This is a genomic window from Microbacterium suaedae (assembly GCF_003254645.1).
GTDB lineage: Bacteria > Actinomycetota > Actinomycetes > Actinomycetales > Microbacteriaceae > Microbacterium > Microbacterium suaedae.
Genome location: NZ_PNFD01000002.1, coordinates 499,306 through 514,164, shown reverse-complemented (window position 1 = coordinate 514,164; position 14,859 = coordinate 499,306). Strand labels below are relative to the sequence as shown.

Here is a 14,859-nt window from a genome sequence, read left to right as displayed (position 1 = left end):
GGGGAGAGGATCAGCCGGTCTTCGCACTCGCCTGGGGCGCGGCCGCTCGCGGCGAAGACGGTCCTGGCACGGTCGAGGCGATCGGTTGCGGAAGCCGAGACCTGGATGATGCTCACGGAGCTGAGGGAGCCGATCAGTGCTAGTTCCTGTTCGTGCGTGAGCGGGAAGTTCGAAACGGTCGTGCTGATCTCGCGATGCGTCTGGCCTACGCTGAGTGCGTCATCTCCGGAGAACGCGGCATGCCGGGCGCCAACCGTCGTGTTGGGCGTCCAAGTCTGCGCGGATCGTGTTGCCTGGTCCTTCGTCGGTGCGGCGCGCGTTCTCCAACTCGTTCAGCAACTCAGGAGCCGTTGCATTTGCCGGCGTCACTACGCCGACTTCCCCCTCTGGCCCATCACCGGTGTTCGTCGAGAGTTTCGGGACCCGTGAACGAGGGCTGCTTCTTTGGCTTCGCATTCGACAAGTTCACGGAGGCCGCGTTCGGAGAGCGGTTCGCCGCGTTTGACGGTGCCCCGTTCAGCTGCGCGCAGCAGGTCATTCACGGGTGGACACCTCCTCGACCCGACGTTCTTGCGATTCGCTTAGCGGGGCTCGTAGCAAACGCCGTGCCCGCATCAGCCGGGCACGCACGGCGGCGCTGTTGACATCGAGAACCGCGGCGACCTCGCTCGCCGACAGACGTTCCCAATAGGTCATCTTCAGCACTTCACGGTGCATCTCCGGCAGCCGCTCGACCGCGTCGAGGACATCGGCGTACAGGTCGCCGGAGACCGAGACGTTCAGGGTGAAGTCTTCGTTCAGCTGGCGCTGCAGTTCGGCTCGTCGATCTCGGTGCCGATACTCATCGCCAACGAGGTTTCGTACCACCCTATACAGCCACGGTACGCTGAGCGGCTCGCCTCCCTGGTAACGCTCCCACACGATACGGAAGGCATCGGTGGCGACATCTTCGGCGTCCTGTTTGGAGCTGAGGCGGCGCTCGGCGACGCCGACGACAACCGAATAGTTCGTCCGAAAGAACGTGGAGAACTTCTTCACGCCACCTCCTCTCCATATGCAGGGGCATCGTTTGAGTTGCGGTACCTATTCTCTCTGTTGCTCGGGAACCGTGAAGTGTGACACCCGCTTGCGTGAATTCTGGCCCAACTCCTGCCACCGGCACATGGTCTACTCGTTGGCGCTCACCCAGTCGGGGTCAAGCGCGATGTCGCGGATGATCATGTTGAGTCCATCGTGCACTGCCCCTGTGCCGGGAACAGTAAATATTCTGACCCGGCTCCCGGTGACGAGGTCATAACGTGAGAAATCGAGAGGCGCGTCGAGGTTCTGGCTGACGTCGAGGACGAAGATCGACTTGTCCGTGATGACGTACTGTGACTCGCCCATCTCGGGGGAGGCCAGGTCAATGTCGAAGGGCTCTGTCGTGGTGCCGCTGCCCAGATCGGTCGTGAAGACCCGCCCCTGTGCGTCGACCCAGGTGTAGTCGTCGTCGATGATGTTGCTCGGACGTCCTAGGAGATCGTCGACTTCCACGTCCAAAACCCCGCCCGTGGACGTCATCAATGAAATGACGCGGTGTTCTCCGGTCCTCGTGTCCCACGCGCGAAGCACCGGGATGCCGTCACCTGTACCTTCGGGCTCGTCATACTGGTAGGCGAGGGTATAGGAGACTCCGTGAGCACAGGCCGCGTCCGTGGAGTCCGACACGAATGATCGCTCTCGGATCGGAAGCGTGGCGAGGATCGCTGACGCCTCGTTTGCGGGCTTGGGGTAGAGCTGGACGAGTGCATCGGTGCGGAGCGTTCCGGCCGTTTCGGGGGTCGCTGTCGTTTCTGCAATGTTCGTCATGCCGACCACGACGTCGTCGCACTGGCTGACCGACTCGAACATGCCCGTGGCATCCCAGGAAGTCACTCCGTCGGTGCCTCCCATCGTGACGCGTGCGAGGTAGCTGTTCTCTCCGAAACCCGCGTTGTATACCGAGACGAATCCGTCGTCGGGAGCGAGGAACCGGGAGGTCTCGTAGAACTCCTCGCTGCCGCGCGGAAACGCAGTGACCGCATTATCGGTGAACAGATACTCGTCCGTCGGCCCAGATGCATATAGACCATCGTCGCCCCAGGCAAGCTTGCCGATGTCCATCGGACCGATATCAACGAGTTGTCCATCACCGTCGTCATCGACGAGGAGCACATACCCGTCCGTGGCGCCCGCGTTCATGCCGGATAGCTGCGGGCTCATCCGGACAGCAAGCACAGCGTCGGCGGTGGAAGCATCGTTCTCCGCGACGATGGGCAGTTCTGCATTTGAGCAGCCAACCAGAAGCCCACCGAGGCAGCCGAGAGCGATGAGGGACGTGAAACCCGGCCAACGCATTGCATTCCGTTCATTCGTGGCGGGCGGGAACAGGGCTCGCTCCGGCTGCATCCATCGGCCGGAACGAGCCCGTCGTGCATCAGAGCGTGTTGTAGGTAACGGTCCTCGACGAGTCCTTGATGTTGTACGGGTACACACCAAGTCCGCCGTTCGAGTCAAGGTCGATGCCGGTGTGCCCGTGTTGGTTGAATAGCGTCGATGCAGGCGAGACGAAGATGTCGCCCCTCCGTGCAGCCTTTCCCAGCGTCACTGTGCCGCCACCACTGCTCTTGGCCGAATAGCTCCCGGCCGTTGAAATCGACGCCGCGGCCACAGACGCCTCGGCCTCAGCCAGCTGCTGCTCGAGGATCCCTTCCGGGGAATTACCGAGGTCATCAGCCAGTTGCTCCGCCTCGGTGAGCAACTGCTCCTCGCTCGTTCCCGGGTTCAGATCCATGAGAGCCCCGACCACCGAGTCCTGCGTCTCGTCCGCGAAACTCGGCGCAGTCACGCCGAAACTCGCGGCAACGAGGGTGAACGTTGCGCCCATCGTTCCAATGAACCGCTTCTTGTGCATGAAGTTGACCTCCTTGCCCGTGGACGCGCTGCACGCGCCCTGTGGATGAAGCACCATCCCTTCACCCCTGTCATTGGTTGGCGCGCTCGAAATGTGACATTGAGTCATCCAGAACTTCTTCTGAGGCGCGTCAAGTCACAGGACATCGGTGTGCTCAGCCGCCAGCTCATGCTCTGGTGCGGGGGATCCCAGGAACACCTCACGACGCGCGCACCGCGAATCCCTAATCGTTCGGCACCTGAGTCAACGGCGTCGGACTTGCCATGTGGTCTTCCCGGTGCCCGGCGGTGCGGTGATGGCTTCGCCGCCGCCGATCGCCTCGATCAGATCGTCGCGAGCGTCGGCGACGACGAGACCCGATCCGATCCGATCGAGCGAGAAGCGGTGCGCATGGGCGGTCATCGGGCAAGTATCTCAGTACGCCGACAGGGGGCTGACACAGTTGATGAGCTTGCTGACAAGCCCCTGAACTGGTTTGTTATCGGATCGTGATCTAAGCGTATGGTGATCGGACTCGATTCCGAGGGGCCGCCGTCACATCCGCCCGAAGGCTCCTCGCACCCCGAACCCGAACGAGACTGATGACTGGGCGGAGCGGCGCACGGAGATCGTGCGTCGAGACGAGTCCGAGGAGATGGACTGTGTTCACGAAGAAGAACTCGGCGCACCGCGCCCCCGCACGACGCTCGTTCCTCGCACGAGGGGGCCTGGTCGCGGCAGGCCTGGCGACCGTCGCCGGCGCCGCACTCGTCCCCACGGCGGCGAACGCGGCGGATGGCGCGACGTGGGACGCCCTCGCGCAGTGCGAGTCGGGCGGCAACTGGTCGATTAACACCGGTAACGGCTACTACGGCGGCCTGCAGTTCTCGATGCCGACCTGGCAGGCCAATGGCGGGAGCGGCAACCCGGCAGACGCTTCGCGCGAGGAGCAGATCCGCGTTGCGGAGAACGTCCTCGCCACTCAGGGGTGGGGCGCATGGCCCACCTGCTCGGCCCAGATCGGTGCCACGGGCGCGGCGGAGCCGACCGAGACGGCACCCGCCGAAGAGTCGGCGGCTACTTCTACGGAACAGGCTCCGGAGGAGCAGGCCCCGGTCGAGGAAACGCCCGCGCAGGAGGCGCCGACCACGGAGCCGGCTGAGGCGTCCGTCGCGCCTGCAGCGGAGGAGCAGTCCTCGTCCGTCCCGTCGGAGCTCCCCGACGTCGAGGCGTCGGACGAGACCTACACGGTCGAGGCCGGCGACACGCTCTTCGACATCGCGACGGAGCTCGACCTCGACAGCGGCTGGCTCGGCATCTACGCCGTCAATCAGGACGAGATCTCGAACCCCGACCTGATCCTCGTCGGCGAGGACCTGGTGCTCCCCGCGGAGTGATCCTGCGACTTCCCGTGTGGGCGCGCGTCCTTTGGGGCGCGTGCCCACACACGTTTCCTCGGAATGTCGGCGGTCGGCGATAGGTTCTCCCCATGAGCGACTATGAGATCCACGACATTGGCGCGATGGGCGCGTGGGGCGAGCACTTCGGGGGTTTCCGGCCCGAGACGTCGAAGCAGGGCCGCCGCGTCGTCGACCACGAACTCTCCATGTCCTACATCGGCATGACGGCCAACGCGATGCTCCCGGGGGAGGAAGCGGGGTACTGGCACACGCACGATCGTGTCGAAGAGCTGTACGTGTTCCTCGACGGCGCGGGTCAGATGGGGCTCGACGACGAGGTCGTCGACGTGCGAGCCGGATCCGTCGTGCGCGTCGGCCCGGGCGTCTGGCGTACGTGGCGCGCAGATCCCGACGGCGATGGCGAGATGCGGTGGCTGTGCATCCGGGCCGGCGGTGAACAGCTGCCGCGGCTTCCCGACGACGCGACCCGCGACCCGGGTCGCGCCATGCCGTGGTGAACCGAGTGGCGTGACCGCAGTCCTGCGTCTACGCCTGCGTGCGCAATCGCCGCCGGTGCCGTCGGACTGCGTCGCGGTTCGCGCAGCGCACCGAGCAGAAGCGCTGACGTCCGTTTCGCGTGATGTCGACGACCACGCGACGGCACGGATCCGCGGCGCAGCGGCCCAGTCGATGCATCCCGCGCGTCGTGAGGTGGAGGGCCGTGCCGACGCTGATCACGGCGTGGAGAACATGCGCGAGCGATTGATTCTCGTCGCGGTAGTGCAGATGCCAGCCCTCGTTATCGTGATCTGTGAGACGGGGGTAGGCAGTCGCGGCGGCCATCTCAGCGTTGAGGCGAGTGGCGCGCTCGGCGTCGTCGGACGCATCGACGACGCGGAGCCACCGGTCGATCACGCGGCGCGTCGCCTCGTGATCCTCGGCAGACGATGCAAAGTCCATCGTCATGCCGAACTCGCGCGTGCGCGACTCGATCCCTACGCGATCATCCGGCCACTCGTTCGCGAGCGAGGCGGCGAGGAGCACGGCGTACTCGCCGTAAGGGTTGAGATGCATAAGGGCATTACAGCACGCTGGGTCTCATGGCGACAGAGCAGCGGATCGATCCCTCAGCCGGCACGACATCGCGGGTGCACGAACACGGCTGGGTAATCGAGTCGTCGCACCTCACGAGCGAGGGGGTTGTGAGCTATGTGCGATGTGCTTCCTGCGCCGCACGGCGTGTCGATATGCAGGCGCGGCATGCGACGCCGCCATCCGCCTTATCGGAGATCGTGCCGGGCTGAGCAGAGAGATTCGCTCAGGCTCCTGCGACGACGAGCAAGAGCGTGGTCCCGTGGAGGTGGACCTCCTCACCGAGGACGGGCCCGAGGGCGTCGAACAACCGCGCTCGCTGGGCGGCCGGGGCGATCGCATACTGCGAGATCGTCGCGAGGAGTCTGAGGTACGCGGCAGACTCCATCTGAGAGTTCCAGTCGTAGGTGATCCGGTCGTCGAGTCGCACGTCGGGATGTTCGTCGATCTGCCCGTCGGCCCACATATGCGAGACGAGATCGCGGGGGAGGTCGGGCGGGAGCTCGGGGGCGTGTGCGGCGTAGACATCGGCAACGGCGTCGAGGTCGTGTTGATCGGGATCCAGGTTCCACGCGTTCCAGAAGAGGAACGCGCGCCCGTCGGATCCGAGCAGCGACGCAAGACGCGACCAGCGCGTGTCCGGATCCGTCCAGTGGAATGACTGCGCGGCGACGACCGTGTCGTATCGCGCATCGGGGGAGAGGTCTTCGAACACGGCCTTGCGCACCGTGACTCGGTCGGCGACCCCCTCGTGCTGAATCCGCCGCGTGAGCACTTTCAGCATGTCGTTCGAGGGTTCGAGAGCGTCGACGAGCGCGCCGCGTGAAGCGAGTGCGATCGCGGCTCTGCCGGTTCCGGATCCGATGTCGAGGATCCGCCCGCCCGGTCGCCTGCTTCGGCGGCGCAAGATGTCGTCGAACAGCGCGGCGGGGTAGGGAGGACGGTGAGCCTCGTACGCGTCCGCGCCCGATTCGAAGGATCGCGCGGCGGGGACGCGAGTATCGGCGCTCATGACTCGATGGTAGTGATCGCCACGGCTGCGTTCCTCGCGCGCTCATGGCTCTGCGGCGCGATCGTCGGGCCGTTGGAGGGGACCGGGGTGGTGATTCCTCGGGCGCCCCTTCGTTTGTCGGGGGTCGATCGTACTGTCGGGTCATGGACGACGATCGGTTCGCGCAACAGTTCGAGGGGCTGACCCCGGGCGAGCGGGCGCGCGTCCGGGATCTTGTCGATCAGCTCGTGGAGTGTGACCGGTCGATCGCGCGGGCCGAGGGTAAGAAAGCGGTCCTGCTGGCAGAGCTCGCTCACATCGCGCATGAGGATGGTCTCCGGCAGGGCGCATCGGAGGGGGTGGAGTATGCCCGTCGGGCGATGGCGGGTGAGGTCGCCGCGGCCACGCGAGTCCATCCCGTTTCCGCGAAGAACCGGATGGAGGCCGCGGAGCGTCTCACCAGCGGGTTCCCTGTCACGCATGCGGCCCTTGCGGAGGGCCGGATCTCGAAACGTCATGCGGATGTGATCGTCGATGCCGGGGCGGGTCTGGACCCGGGCGGGCGGGCGTCGTTGGACGCGCACGCGGTGGGGTTCGCTGTAACGAGGACAGCAGGGGAAGTGGCGAGGATCGCGAAGGTGCAGGCGGACGAGCTGGCGCCGATCTCGTTGCGGGAGCGTCATGAGCGGGCGCGACGGGAGCGTCGGGTGGTGGTGACCGAGTGCGCGGACGGCATGAGTGAGTTGTGGATGCTCCTGCCGAGTCTGGAGGCGCGGGCGATCTATGACCGTGTGACGCAGATGGCGCGGACGGTGAAGTCCGACCGGCGTCGGGCGCGAGCCGCGTTCTCGGCCGGAGCTGCCCTGGGCGCGGTGTCGGGGGACGACACTCCCGCCCCTGGTGTTCCTCGCGGGACTGACCCGACCGCCGCGGCTGAGGAGACCACTGACGATGCTGGAACCGTGTTCGGCGCGGAGGAGTCCGAGGCCGGTGTGCATGTGGGTGGTCCGGCGTCGCTGGATGGAGGGTTCGGTCCTGACGCTCCGCTCGCGTCCGGTCCGGGCGTGGTGGCGGTCACGGATGTGCGGTCAATGGATCAGCTTCGGGCCGACATCCTCGCCGATATCTTCCTCACGTCGGCTCCGACCGGGCATGAGCTGCACGCGTCCGGCACGGGCGAGGCTCTGGGGCGGATCGACGCGGTCGTGCAGGTGACGATCCCGGTCTCGCAGATCATCGACCCGGATGCCGGCAGCAGCCGGGTCGATGAGGGCGGGCTCATCGCGCCCGAGACCGCGCGGGTGCTCGCGGGGCGAGCGTCCGGGTGGGACCGGTTGTTCATCCGGCCCGAGACGGGGCAGGTCGTTGCGGTGGATCGGTATCGGCCATCGAGAGAGCAGAGACGTGCGTTGATCGGGCGGGATGTGACGTGTCGGTTCCCGGGGTGTTTGACGCCTGCCCGAGGATCAGACATTGATCACACGCGTGAGTACGCGCGGGGCGGGCCGACGGAGGTGTCGAATCTCGCGCATCTATGCGAGTCGCATCACATGATGAAGCACCACTCGGGGTGGGGGCTACGGCAGTTGCCGGACGGGGTGTTGGAATGGACGAGTCCGGCCGGGCGCGTGTATGCGGACGAACCGCTCGGGCGAGTGTTCTTCCAGGAAGTACCGGGAGCCCCCGAGCGTCATGGCGACCGGGAGTACGACGCGAGGCGGAGCAAGGATCGCGGCACTCGGCAGGACCAAGACCGCGCCGAGACGCACGCCCCGGAGCACACCGCTCTCTACGACCGGCGACGGCACCACGAACGTGCGGGTCACATGCGCGACGACGTCGAGGCGCGGAGGGTGGACCTCACCGAGGATGATCGTCGCGATCTTGCGTTCGCCGCAGCCCTCGTGAGAGGCGAGATCACCGATCCCGCCGCCGAATGGTGGGACCAGGATGACGCCCCGATCGAGGTGCGCTGATGTCGACAGGAGAGACCGAGCCAGTCTCGGCCGACCCGGCCATCCGCACCCGCCACGCGGTGGCCGCGCGATCTCCTCTTGCCGTCACGGCCTCGCCGTACGCTGGAGCCATGTCACCGGACGAATGGGAACGCCGCATCGGCGAGCTGTGGGAAGACGCTGACGTGAGCGACGACGGACGCATCGAAGCAATGCTGACCCTCGCGAACGAGGCACCGCACCCCGCGCTCGGCGCGTTCGAACTCGGCGGAGCGTTCGACTCGGCCGGTCGCGAATTCGAGGCGCACGCCCAGTACGAGGCTGCAGCCGACGCAGGGCTTGCCGACGTCGACGTGGCCCGCGCGGCACAGCTCGCGGTCCAGCACGCATCGACCCTCCGCAACCTCGGCAGAGAGAACGAAGCGATCGCGATGCTGCGAGACGCACCGGCTCATGCCACCGTCGGGGCCGCACCCGCCGTCTTCCTCGCCCTCGCGTTGCACTCCGCGGGCCGACACGACGAAGCGCTCCGCGTCGCGATCGAGGCGCTCGAACCGACCCTGCCGCAGTACCGTCGGTCCGTGCGTGCCTACGTTGCCGAGCTCACGGCGGAGTAGCGAGACGGCGATTCCGCGCCGGAGCACGCGATCCCATGACTGAGCGCCACGGGGAGTCATCGTTATGCTGACGCCATGAGTGACACGGGGGATCCGGGGTGGCGACCCGACGTTCTCGGCGACGAGTTCGAGCAGCTCGTCCTGCCGCTCGGATCGGATGAAGAAGGCGACGTCGTGGCAGCCCTGGTCCGTGCGCTACCCGCGAAGCGGTCGTGGCTCCGGCGCGCCCTGCACGGCCCCCCGCCCCTTGATGATGTCGACGTGCTCTACGTGCACGGCTGGTCCGACTACTTTTTCCAGAAGCGGCTCGCGCGCCTCTTCACGGACCGCGGCGCACGCTTTTTCGCGCTCGATCTGCGCAAGTTCGGCCGGAGCCTGCGCGAGGGGCAGACGCCCGGGTTCATCGACGATCTCGCAAGTTACGACGAAGACATCGCCGGTGCGCTCGACGCGATGGGCTGGGATCCGGAACAACCTCGAGACGATCGCCGCCTCGTGCTCATGGGGCATTCCTTGGGTGGCCTCATCCTCAGCCTGTGGACCGACCGGCACCCGACGGTTCCGTCGGCATTGATCCTCAACAGCCCCTGGCTCGAGTTCCAACTGCCTCGGTTCCAACGCGAGACGATCGCCCCATTGGTCGGCCTCCAGGCTCGACGTCATCCGCTCGATCGCGCGCCGCAGGTCGACTTCGGCTTCTATGCGCGCGCGCAACGCGAGTCCGCGGATCCTGACGATCCGATCGAGGTGAACGTCGAATGGCGCCCCGAGCAGACGATGCCTGTCCACGCAGGCTGGTTGCACGCCGTCCTCGAAGGACACGCGCGCGTCGACGACGGCCTCTCGATTGACGTTCCGACCTGCGTCATCCTTTCGGCACGATCGGCGCCGCCTCTCCGCTGGTCGGACGACCTCACTGAGGCCGATTCGGTGCTCATCGTCGACGATGTTGCACGAGCTGCGCTCAAGCTCGGCCCCGTCGTGACGATCGTGCGGATCGACGGCGCACTCCACGATGTGTTCGTCTCGCACCGCGATGCGCGACAAGACGCCTATCGCCGTCTGGCGCGATGGGTTGATGACACACTCGGTCACCCTCAGAAGATCAGTCGGGGTTGACTCAGGCCACGGTCAGGGCGTATCCGCATCGTCTCACAATGCGAACGAGACCTCGTCGAGCGAAGTCACGCGGGGCACACCGGCGTCACTCAGGCTCCGTCCGCGATCTACCAGGACGGCGGGGAGTCCCGCCGCGATCGCCCCGCGCACGTCGTGATCGACGTGGTCGCCGACCATGAGCGTCTCATCGGCCTCTGCGCCGATCCTCTCCACAGCTGCCTGAAACGCCCGCACATCGGGCTTGGCCGCGGGGAGCTCAGATGAGCACACCACCTCGTCTACGTACGCGGAGATCGAGAACCGGCCGACCTTCTGCATCTGCTGCTCCCGATCGCCGTTCGTGAGGATGCCGAGCCGGCAACCCGCGCCGCGCGCTCGCTCGAGCGCGGGGATCGCATCCGCGAACAGCGACCATCCGTCCTCGTATCGACGCAGATAGCCGGCGAACAGCCGATCGGCAGCGGCAGAGTCGAGGTCACTCCCGAGCAGTTCGCGCACGCGCTCGCGTCGCTGCTCAGAGAAAGAGATATCACGCCGCTGATACCGCTCGTAGTGATGCGCCGAGATACGGCGCCATCGCTCCGCGAGATCCGATGTCGTGACCGAGAGTTCGGCAGCCCACTCGACGACAGCGCTCTCCGACGCCGATTCCTGATCGACGAGCGTGCCGTCGAGATCGAAGAGGACGGCGCGGATCCGAGTCACGCGTCGATGATACTGAGATCAGGACGATGCGCGCCGCCCGGCGTTCGACCCGGGACCGAAGGAATCCGCGCCTCGATCGCCGCGTGCGGACGCTGTCCGGGATCGGTCCGCGCGTCTTCTGCGACGATGTCGTAGCCGAGACTCTCGAGCAGCTCGCACATCAGGCCGCGAGGCCAGCGATACGCCGGTGTGACGGCGTGCGAGAAGATGTCGAGCTCGTCGCCGTCGAAGAACCCGATCAAGACGGATCCGCCAGGGCGCAGAATCCGTGCGAACTCTCGCAGCGCCGACGCGACATGATCCGGCTCCGCGTGGATCAGTGAATACCACGCGAGCACCCCGCCGTACGAGGCGTCGCGCGCGCCGACATCCTGCATCGACGCGACGCGATACGACACCTCGGGAAACGCGTCCCGGGCTCTGTCGATGAAACGAGGGACGATGTCGATTCCCTCCGCCGCGACCGTCCGCTCGTTCAGGAACGCCGTCCAGTGGCCCGGACCGCACCCGGCGTCCAGAACTCTGCCCTGGACCCCGTCCGCCCAACGCGCGATCCGGGCCCGGTCGATCGGTGACATCTGGTCGACGGATCCGAGAAGTTCTATGTACTCGGCGGAGCGCTCTGAATATGCGTCACGCACGCGCGGCGCACTCATCCGTACCGAGGTCCGTTGCTCGGGCGGCGGAGCCGCACCTTCAGGCACGTTCCGCGAACCCCGCGGCGCGAAAGGCACGTTCGTAGATCTCCCGGATGACCCGCTCCTTGCGGGCGTTGTACGCCATCACAGTCTCGCCGGCGCTCGTCGACGCGCTTGCGGCCTCGCGTTTGGCGCTCGCGTACAGCTCACGATCCCGCTCGTCGCGGCGCAGATGGTCGCGGAAGATCCGGTGCTTCCATGGCTCTGGTGCGGCGGGGGAGAAGATGTGCAGATTCGTCGCGGGGTCTGCGAGCTTCATGACCCGATGCTCGTGCCACCACGGTTCCCTCACCGTCAGCACGAAGCCCTCGCGCTCGAGCGGCGGCACCCAGCCGGCCTCGTCGGACGGATCCGCAACGATCAGATCGATGTCCACGATGGGCTTCGCCGGAAGGCCGGGCACAGCGGTCGATCCGACGTGCTCGAGGGCGAGGACCCGCGCCCCGAGCGCCGAGCGAACGCGTCCAGCGACCTTGTCGAACGTCTCGGGCCAGCGCGGATCCGGGTCCACTACGTCGATCGGCACGGGCCGGGGCTCGACGACCCATGGCGTCGCCCCCTCCGGCGGTCCGTCGTTGGAGAACGTCAGGATGTCGCGCATCGAGGGCATCGCACCAGTCAATCAGGAGTTCACTAGCGTGGTGCTATGGCAGACCAGCTCCGAGGCTTATTCGAAGGCGAATCGCGCCCTGCGCGCCGCGCGTGGGGAGGCGAACCGTGAAGAAGATCGGCCTCATCGGAGGAATGAGCTGGGAAAGTTCGGCGCTGTACTACCGGCTCATCAACGAGGATGTCCGCGACCGCCTCGGAGGCCTGCATTCGGCGCGCTGCGTCATGGGATCCGTCGACTTCGCGGACATCGAGCGTATGCAGGTCGCGGGGGAGTGGACACGGGCAGGGGAGGTCCTCGCCAACGAAGCTCGTGCGCTCGAGAGGGCCGGCGCCGAGGTGATCGCACTGTGCACGAACACGATGCACAAGGTTGCCGGATCAGTCGAGGACGCGATCAGCGTCCCGTTCGTCCACGTCGTCGACGTGACGGCCGACGCGGTCCGCGCGGCGGGAGTGAAGACCGTCGCCCTCCTCGGCACGCGATTCACAATGGAGGAGATCTTCTACCGCGATCGGATGCGCGCTCGGGGCGTCGAGACGCTCATTCCCGACGCTCCTTCTCGAGCTGCGGTCGACCACGTGATCTTCGACGAACTCGTGAGGGGGATCGTGCGCGACGAGTCTCGCGAGGCCTATCGGGCGATCATCGAGCGCCTCGTCTCCGACGGCGCCGAGGGCGTGATCCTGGGGTGCACGGAGATCGAACTCCTCATCCGCCCGGAGGACGTCGCTGCGCCCTCGTTCGCATCGACGTCGCTGCACGCGCGCGCGATCGTCGATGCGGCGCTCGCGTGAGGGGATCCGTCAGGCCCCCTCGCGCGCCGCGCGCTCCTCGATGAGCTCCGCAACGGCGGAGGGAAGCGTCGTCTCGAAATCGATGAGTTTCGCCCATGTCGGCGTGATCCGGATCCGCACCATCTGCTGGTAGAGCGATCGCACTTCCTCTTCCCAGGCCGACCGCTGCTCAGGTGTCATCGACATGACGTTGTTGGCCGTCATGTACTCGTCGGGGATCCCGTCGACGAGTTCCAGGTCCGCGTCGCCGCGGACCAGCAGGATCTTTGGCGGGAACTCTTCGGTATCGATCGTGAGGGCGACTCCGGGATTCGCCCGCAGGTGGCGCAGCTTCGGTGCGTTCGTCGACGTGCAGACGACGATGTCGGATCCGTTCCATACGAATCCCATCGGAACGTTGCGTGGCGAGCCGTCTTTGGCGACGTACGCCATTCGGAGGATGTCGCGCGCGAGCAGCTGTTCGCTGTACGGCTGGCTGAGGATGCGGGCGATCTCGGCGGTGTCCACTGTCTCTCCCTCGTCGGACCGGGACGAACGGGCCCATTGTCCATGGCTCTCCCCGCGACGTACACCCCCTCCGCTCAGACGACAAGCCGATGAGCTTTCCCCGCGAGTCAGCCGATCTCCTGTGCGAGCCCGATGAGGATGCCCTCGGGGCCTCGGACGTAGCAGAGCCGGTACGCGTCTTCGTAGCGGACAACCTGTTCGCTCACGAGCTGGGCGCCGCGTTCGCGGATCCGCGCGAGCGTCGCGTCGATGTCCTCCACCGCGAACATGACGCGAAGATAGCCCAGAGCGTTTACGGGCGCCGTCCGGTGGTCGGCGATCACGCTCGGGGTGACGAAACGTGAGAGCTCGATCCGGCTGTGGCCGTCAGGCGTGCGCATCATGGCGATCTCGACGTTCTGCTCGCCGAGACCCGTGACGCGGCCCGCCCAGTCGCCGTCCACCGTGCCGCGGCCTTCGAGCTCGAGGCCGAGCTCGCGGAAGAAGTCGATGGCCGCGTTCAGATCCTCGACGACGATGCCGACGTTGTCCATTCTGATGGTCATGCGGACAGACTAGGGATCCCGTCCCGGCCGTGGAACCACAGGGGCCCGGTAGGCTCACTCCATGCTCGTGGCGACGGATCTCGACGGGACGCTCGTCCCGCCCGACAGCGGGGTGATCCCGGACTACACTGCCCGCGTGCTGCGCGACCTCGACGCGAGCGGCATCCCCGTCGTGTTCGTCACGGGGCGGCCGCTGCGCTGGATCGAGTCGCTTCGCCGGCACATCGGGCGCCACGGACTCGCGATCGTCTCGAACGGCGCCGTCACCTACGACCTCCGTGCAGGGCGCGCGCAGAGCGTGCTGGGGATCCCCGCGGAAGACGGGTTCCCGATCTGCCGAGATATCGCGCGTGCCGTCCCGCGGGCACAATTCGCGATCGAATGCGTCGAGGGGATCCGGCTCGCGAACGATTTCGACGAGACGTTCCCGATGGCGGGCGCGCCACGCGGACCGCTCGAGGAGATCTGGACAGATCCGGCGGTGAAGCTCCTCGTGCAGGACCCCACGACGGATCCCGTGCAGCTTCACGAGCGCGTCGCGGAGATCGTGGGGGAGCGGGCCACCGCAACGTGGTCCGTCCCGGGGCTCGTCGAGATCAGCTCGCGTGGAGTCACGAAAGCCACCGCGCTCGCGTCCCTCTGCGCTTCGAGGGGAATCGATGCGGCCGACGTGATCGCGTTCGGCGACATGCCGAACGACATCCCGATGCTCACCTGGGCAGGAACCGCGTACGCGGTCGCAGACGCGCATGAGAGCGTGCGCGCCGTCGCGAACCACACAGCGGCCGCCTGCGCAGAAGAGGGCGTCGCGCGGGTTCTCGAGGGCCTGGTCGCGACGGCGACGGAGGCGGTCTGAGGCGACGCGTCGGATCCGGTGGATCCTGGGCAGCGACTGGATCCCAGGGGAGGGGT

General features: G+C 66.6%; 18 protein-coding genes. 7 read left to right on the top strand and 11 right to left on the bottom strand.

Annotated features, from left to right (window positions below):
- Nucleotides 1-534: 534 nt before the first annotated feature.
- From C0012_RS09060 to C0012_RS15435, 4 genes are all read right to left on the bottom strand, one after another.
- Nucleotides 535-1,038 (bottom strand): sigma-70 family RNA polymerase sigma factor, encoded by a 504-nt coding sequence (locus C0012_RS09060; protein WP_162621832.1) that lies wholly within the window; start codon nucleotides 1,036-1,038, stop codon nucleotides 535-537.
- A 129-nt stretch (nucleotides 1,039-1,167) separates the two neighbouring features.
- Nucleotides 1,168-2,220: a hypothetical protein gene (locus tag C0012_RS09055; protein ID WP_162622935.1), complete on the bottom strand. Its 1,053-nt coding sequence runs from the start codon at nucleotides 2,218-2,220 to the stop codon at nucleotides 1,168-1,170.
- Nucleotides 2,221-2,455: 235 nt separating this feature from the next.
- Nucleotides 2,456-2,932 (bottom strand): hypothetical protein, encoded by a 477-nt coding sequence (locus C0012_RS09050; RefSeq protein WP_162621834.1) that lies wholly within the window; start codon nucleotides 2,930-2,932, stop codon nucleotides 2,456-2,458.
- A gap of 243 nt (nucleotides 2,933-3,175) precedes the next feature.
- Nucleotides 3,176-3,334 carry a hypothetical protein gene (locus C0012_RS15435; protein ID WP_162621835.1) on the bottom strand — a complete coding sequence of 53 codons (159 nt, stop codon included), beginning with the start codon at nucleotides 3,332-3,334 and terminating at the stop codon, nucleotides 3,176-3,178.
- A 239-nt stretch (nucleotides 3,335-3,573) separates the two neighbouring features.
- Between C0012_RS15435 and C0012_RS15805 the strand changes: the two genes are divergently transcribed.
- Both C0012_RS15805 and C0012_RS09040 read left to right on the top strand, forming a co-directional pair.
- Nucleotides 3,574-4,308 (top strand): transglycosylase family protein, encoded by a 735-nt coding sequence (locus tag C0012_RS15805; RefSeq protein ID WP_269777933.1) that lies wholly within the window; start codon nucleotides 3,574-3,576, stop codon nucleotides 4,306-4,308.
- A 92-nt stretch (nucleotides 4,309-4,400) separates the two neighbouring features.
- A complete protein-coding gene (locus tag C0012_RS09040) occupies nucleotides 4,401-4,829 on the top strand; it encodes a cupin domain-containing protein (RefSeq protein ID WP_110588956.1) in 429 nt (142 codons plus the stop codon).
- A 28-nt stretch (nucleotides 4,830-4,857) separates the two neighbouring features.
- Here the strand turns inward: C0012_RS09040 and C0012_RS09035 are convergent, their stop codons facing one another.
- Nucleotides 4,858-5,385 (bottom strand): CGNR zinc finger domain-containing protein, encoded by a 528-nt coding sequence (locus C0012_RS09035; protein ID WP_110588957.1) that lies wholly within the window; start codon nucleotides 5,383-5,385, stop codon nucleotides 4,858-4,860.
- Between the two features lie 244 nt (nucleotides 5,386-5,629).
- Nucleotides 5,630-6,415 (bottom strand): class I SAM-dependent methyltransferase, encoded by a 786-nt coding sequence (locus C0012_RS09025; RefSeq protein ID WP_110588959.1) that lies wholly within the window; start codon nucleotides 6,413-6,415, stop codon nucleotides 5,630-5,632.
- Between the two features lie 143 nt (nucleotides 6,416-6,558).
- Here C0012_RS09025 and C0012_RS09020 point away from each other — a divergent pair, with 143 nt between their 5' ends.
- The 3 genes from C0012_RS09020 (at nucleotide 6,559) to C0012_RS09010 (ending at nucleotide 10,085) form a co-directional block, all read left to right on the top strand.
- Nucleotides 6,559-8,370, top strand: coding sequence for an HNH endonuclease signature motif containing protein (locus C0012_RS09020; protein WP_162621836.1), 1,812 nt, complete (start codon nucleotides 6,559-6,561; stop codon nucleotides 8,368-8,370).
- Complete coding sequence (locus tag C0012_RS09015; RefSeq protein ID WP_232527847.1) at nucleotides 8,370-8,966, top strand: tetratricopeptide repeat protein; 597 nt, start codon at nucleotides 8,370-8,372, stop codon at nucleotides 8,964-8,966. The genes C0012_RS09020 and C0012_RS09015 overlap by 1 nt, the downstream gene beginning before the upstream one ends.
- A gap of 75 nt (nucleotides 8,967-9,041) precedes the next feature.
- Complete coding sequence (locus tag C0012_RS09010; RefSeq protein ID WP_110588961.1) at nucleotides 9,042-10,085, top strand: alpha/beta hydrolase; 1,044 nt, start codon at nucleotides 9,042-9,044, stop codon at nucleotides 10,083-10,085.
- A 33-nt stretch (nucleotides 10,086-10,118) separates the two neighbouring features.
- On the opposite strand, the gene C0012_RS09005 is transcribed toward C0012_RS09010, so the two are convergent.
- From C0012_RS09005 to C0012_RS08995, 3 genes are read right to left on the bottom strand one after another with little or no spacing between them, the layout of a single operon-like run.
- The gene (locus C0012_RS09005; protein ID WP_232527846.1) at nucleotides 10,119-10,790 is read right to left on the bottom strand and encodes an HAD family hydrolase; all 672 of its coding nucleotides are present in this window, start codon (nucleotides 10,788-10,790) and stop codon (nucleotides 10,119-10,121) included.
- A complete protein-coding gene (locus C0012_RS09000) occupies nucleotides 10,787-11,431 on the bottom strand; it encodes a class I SAM-dependent methyltransferase (RefSeq protein ID WP_232527845.1) in 645 nt (214 codons plus the stop codon). Before C0012_RS09000 ends, C0012_RS09005 begins: the two co-directional genes overlap by 4 nt.
- Nucleotides 11,432-11,486: 55 nt before the next feature.
- Nucleotides 11,487-12,098, bottom strand: a complete 612-nt coding sequence (locus C0012_RS08995) for a GrpB family protein (protein ID WP_110588963.1) — start codon at nucleotides 12,096-12,098, stop codon at nucleotides 11,487-11,489.
- Between the two features lie 107 nt (nucleotides 12,099-12,205).
- Here C0012_RS08995 and C0012_RS08990 point away from each other — a divergent pair, with 107 nt between their 5' ends.
- Nucleotides 12,206-12,895, top strand: a complete 690-nt coding sequence (locus C0012_RS08990) for an aspartate/glutamate racemase family protein (RefSeq protein ID WP_110588964.1) — start codon at nucleotides 12,206-12,208, stop codon at nucleotides 12,893-12,895.
- A gap of 9 nt (nucleotides 12,896-12,904) precedes the next feature.
- On the opposite strand, the gene C0012_RS08985 is transcribed toward C0012_RS08990, so the two are convergent.
- Together C0012_RS08985 and C0012_RS08980 are read right to left on the bottom strand one after the other, a co-directional pair.
- Entirely contained in the window at nucleotides 12,905-13,402 is a 498-nt protein-coding gene (locus C0012_RS08985; protein ID WP_110588965.1) for a pyridoxamine 5'-phosphate oxidase family protein, read from the bottom strand.
- A 107-nt stretch (nucleotides 13,403-13,509) separates the two neighbouring features.
- Nucleotides 13,510-13,947, bottom strand: coding sequence for a VOC family protein (locus C0012_RS08980; RefSeq protein ID WP_110588966.1), 438 nt, complete (start codon nucleotides 13,945-13,947; stop codon nucleotides 13,510-13,512).
- A 61-nt stretch (nucleotides 13,948-14,008) separates the two neighbouring features.
- Between C0012_RS08980 and C0012_RS08975 the strand changes: the two genes are divergently transcribed.
- Nucleotides 14,009-14,803: an HAD family hydrolase gene (locus C0012_RS08975; RefSeq protein WP_110588967.1), complete on the top strand. Its 795-nt coding sequence runs from the start codon at nucleotides 14,009-14,011 to the stop codon at nucleotides 14,801-14,803.
- Nucleotides 14,804-14,859 lie beyond the last annotated feature (56 nt).

Excerpts from the sequence above, each read along its gene's own strand:
- C0012_RS09055 (WP_162622935.1), bottom strand. The coding sequence starts at position 2,220 with ATGAACGCGGGCGCCACGGACGGGTATGTGCTCCTCGTCGATGACGAC.
- C0012_RS09050 (WP_162621834.1), bottom strand. The coding sequence starts at position 2,932 with ATGCACAAGAAGCGGTTCATTGGAACGATGGGCGCAACGTTCACCCTC.
- C0012_RS15435 (WP_162621835.1), bottom strand. The coding sequence starts at position 3,334 with ATGACCGCCCATGCGCACCGCTTCTCGCTCGATCGGATCGGATCGGGT.
- C0012_RS09040 (WP_110588956.1), top strand. The coding sequence starts at position 4,401 with ATGAGCGACTATGAGATCCACGACATTGGCGCGATGGGCGCGTGGGGC.
- C0012_RS09035 (WP_110588957.1), bottom strand. The coding sequence starts at position 5,385 with ATGCATCTCAACCCTTACGGCGAGTACGCCGTGCTCCTCGCCGCCTCG.
- C0012_RS09025 (WP_110588959.1), bottom strand. The coding sequence starts at position 6,415 with ATGAGCGCCGATACTCGCGTCCCCGCCGCGCGATCCTTCGAATCGGGC.
- C0012_RS09020 (WP_162621836.1), top strand. The coding sequence starts at position 6,559 with ATGGACGACGATCGGTTCGCGCAACAGTTCGAGGGGCTGACCCCGGGC.
- C0012_RS09015 (WP_232527847.1), top strand. The coding sequence starts at position 8,370 with ATGTCGACAGGAGAGACCGAGCCAGTCTCGGCCGACCCGGCCATCCGC.
- C0012_RS09010 (WP_110588961.1), top strand. The coding sequence starts at position 9,042 with ATGAGTGACACGGGGGATCCGGGGTGGCGACCCGACGTTCTCGGCGAC.
- C0012_RS08995 (WP_110588963.1), bottom strand. The coding sequence starts at position 12,098 with ATGCCCTCGATGCGCGACATCCTGACGTTCTCCAACGACGGACCGCCG.
- C0012_RS08980 (WP_110588966.1), bottom strand. The coding sequence starts at position 13,947 with ATGACCATCAGAATGGACAACGTCGGCATCGTCGTCGAGGATCTGAAC.
- C0012_RS08975 (WP_110588967.1), top strand. The coding sequence starts at position 14,009 with ATGCTCGTGGCGACGGATCTCGACGGGACGCTCGTCCCGCCCGACAGC.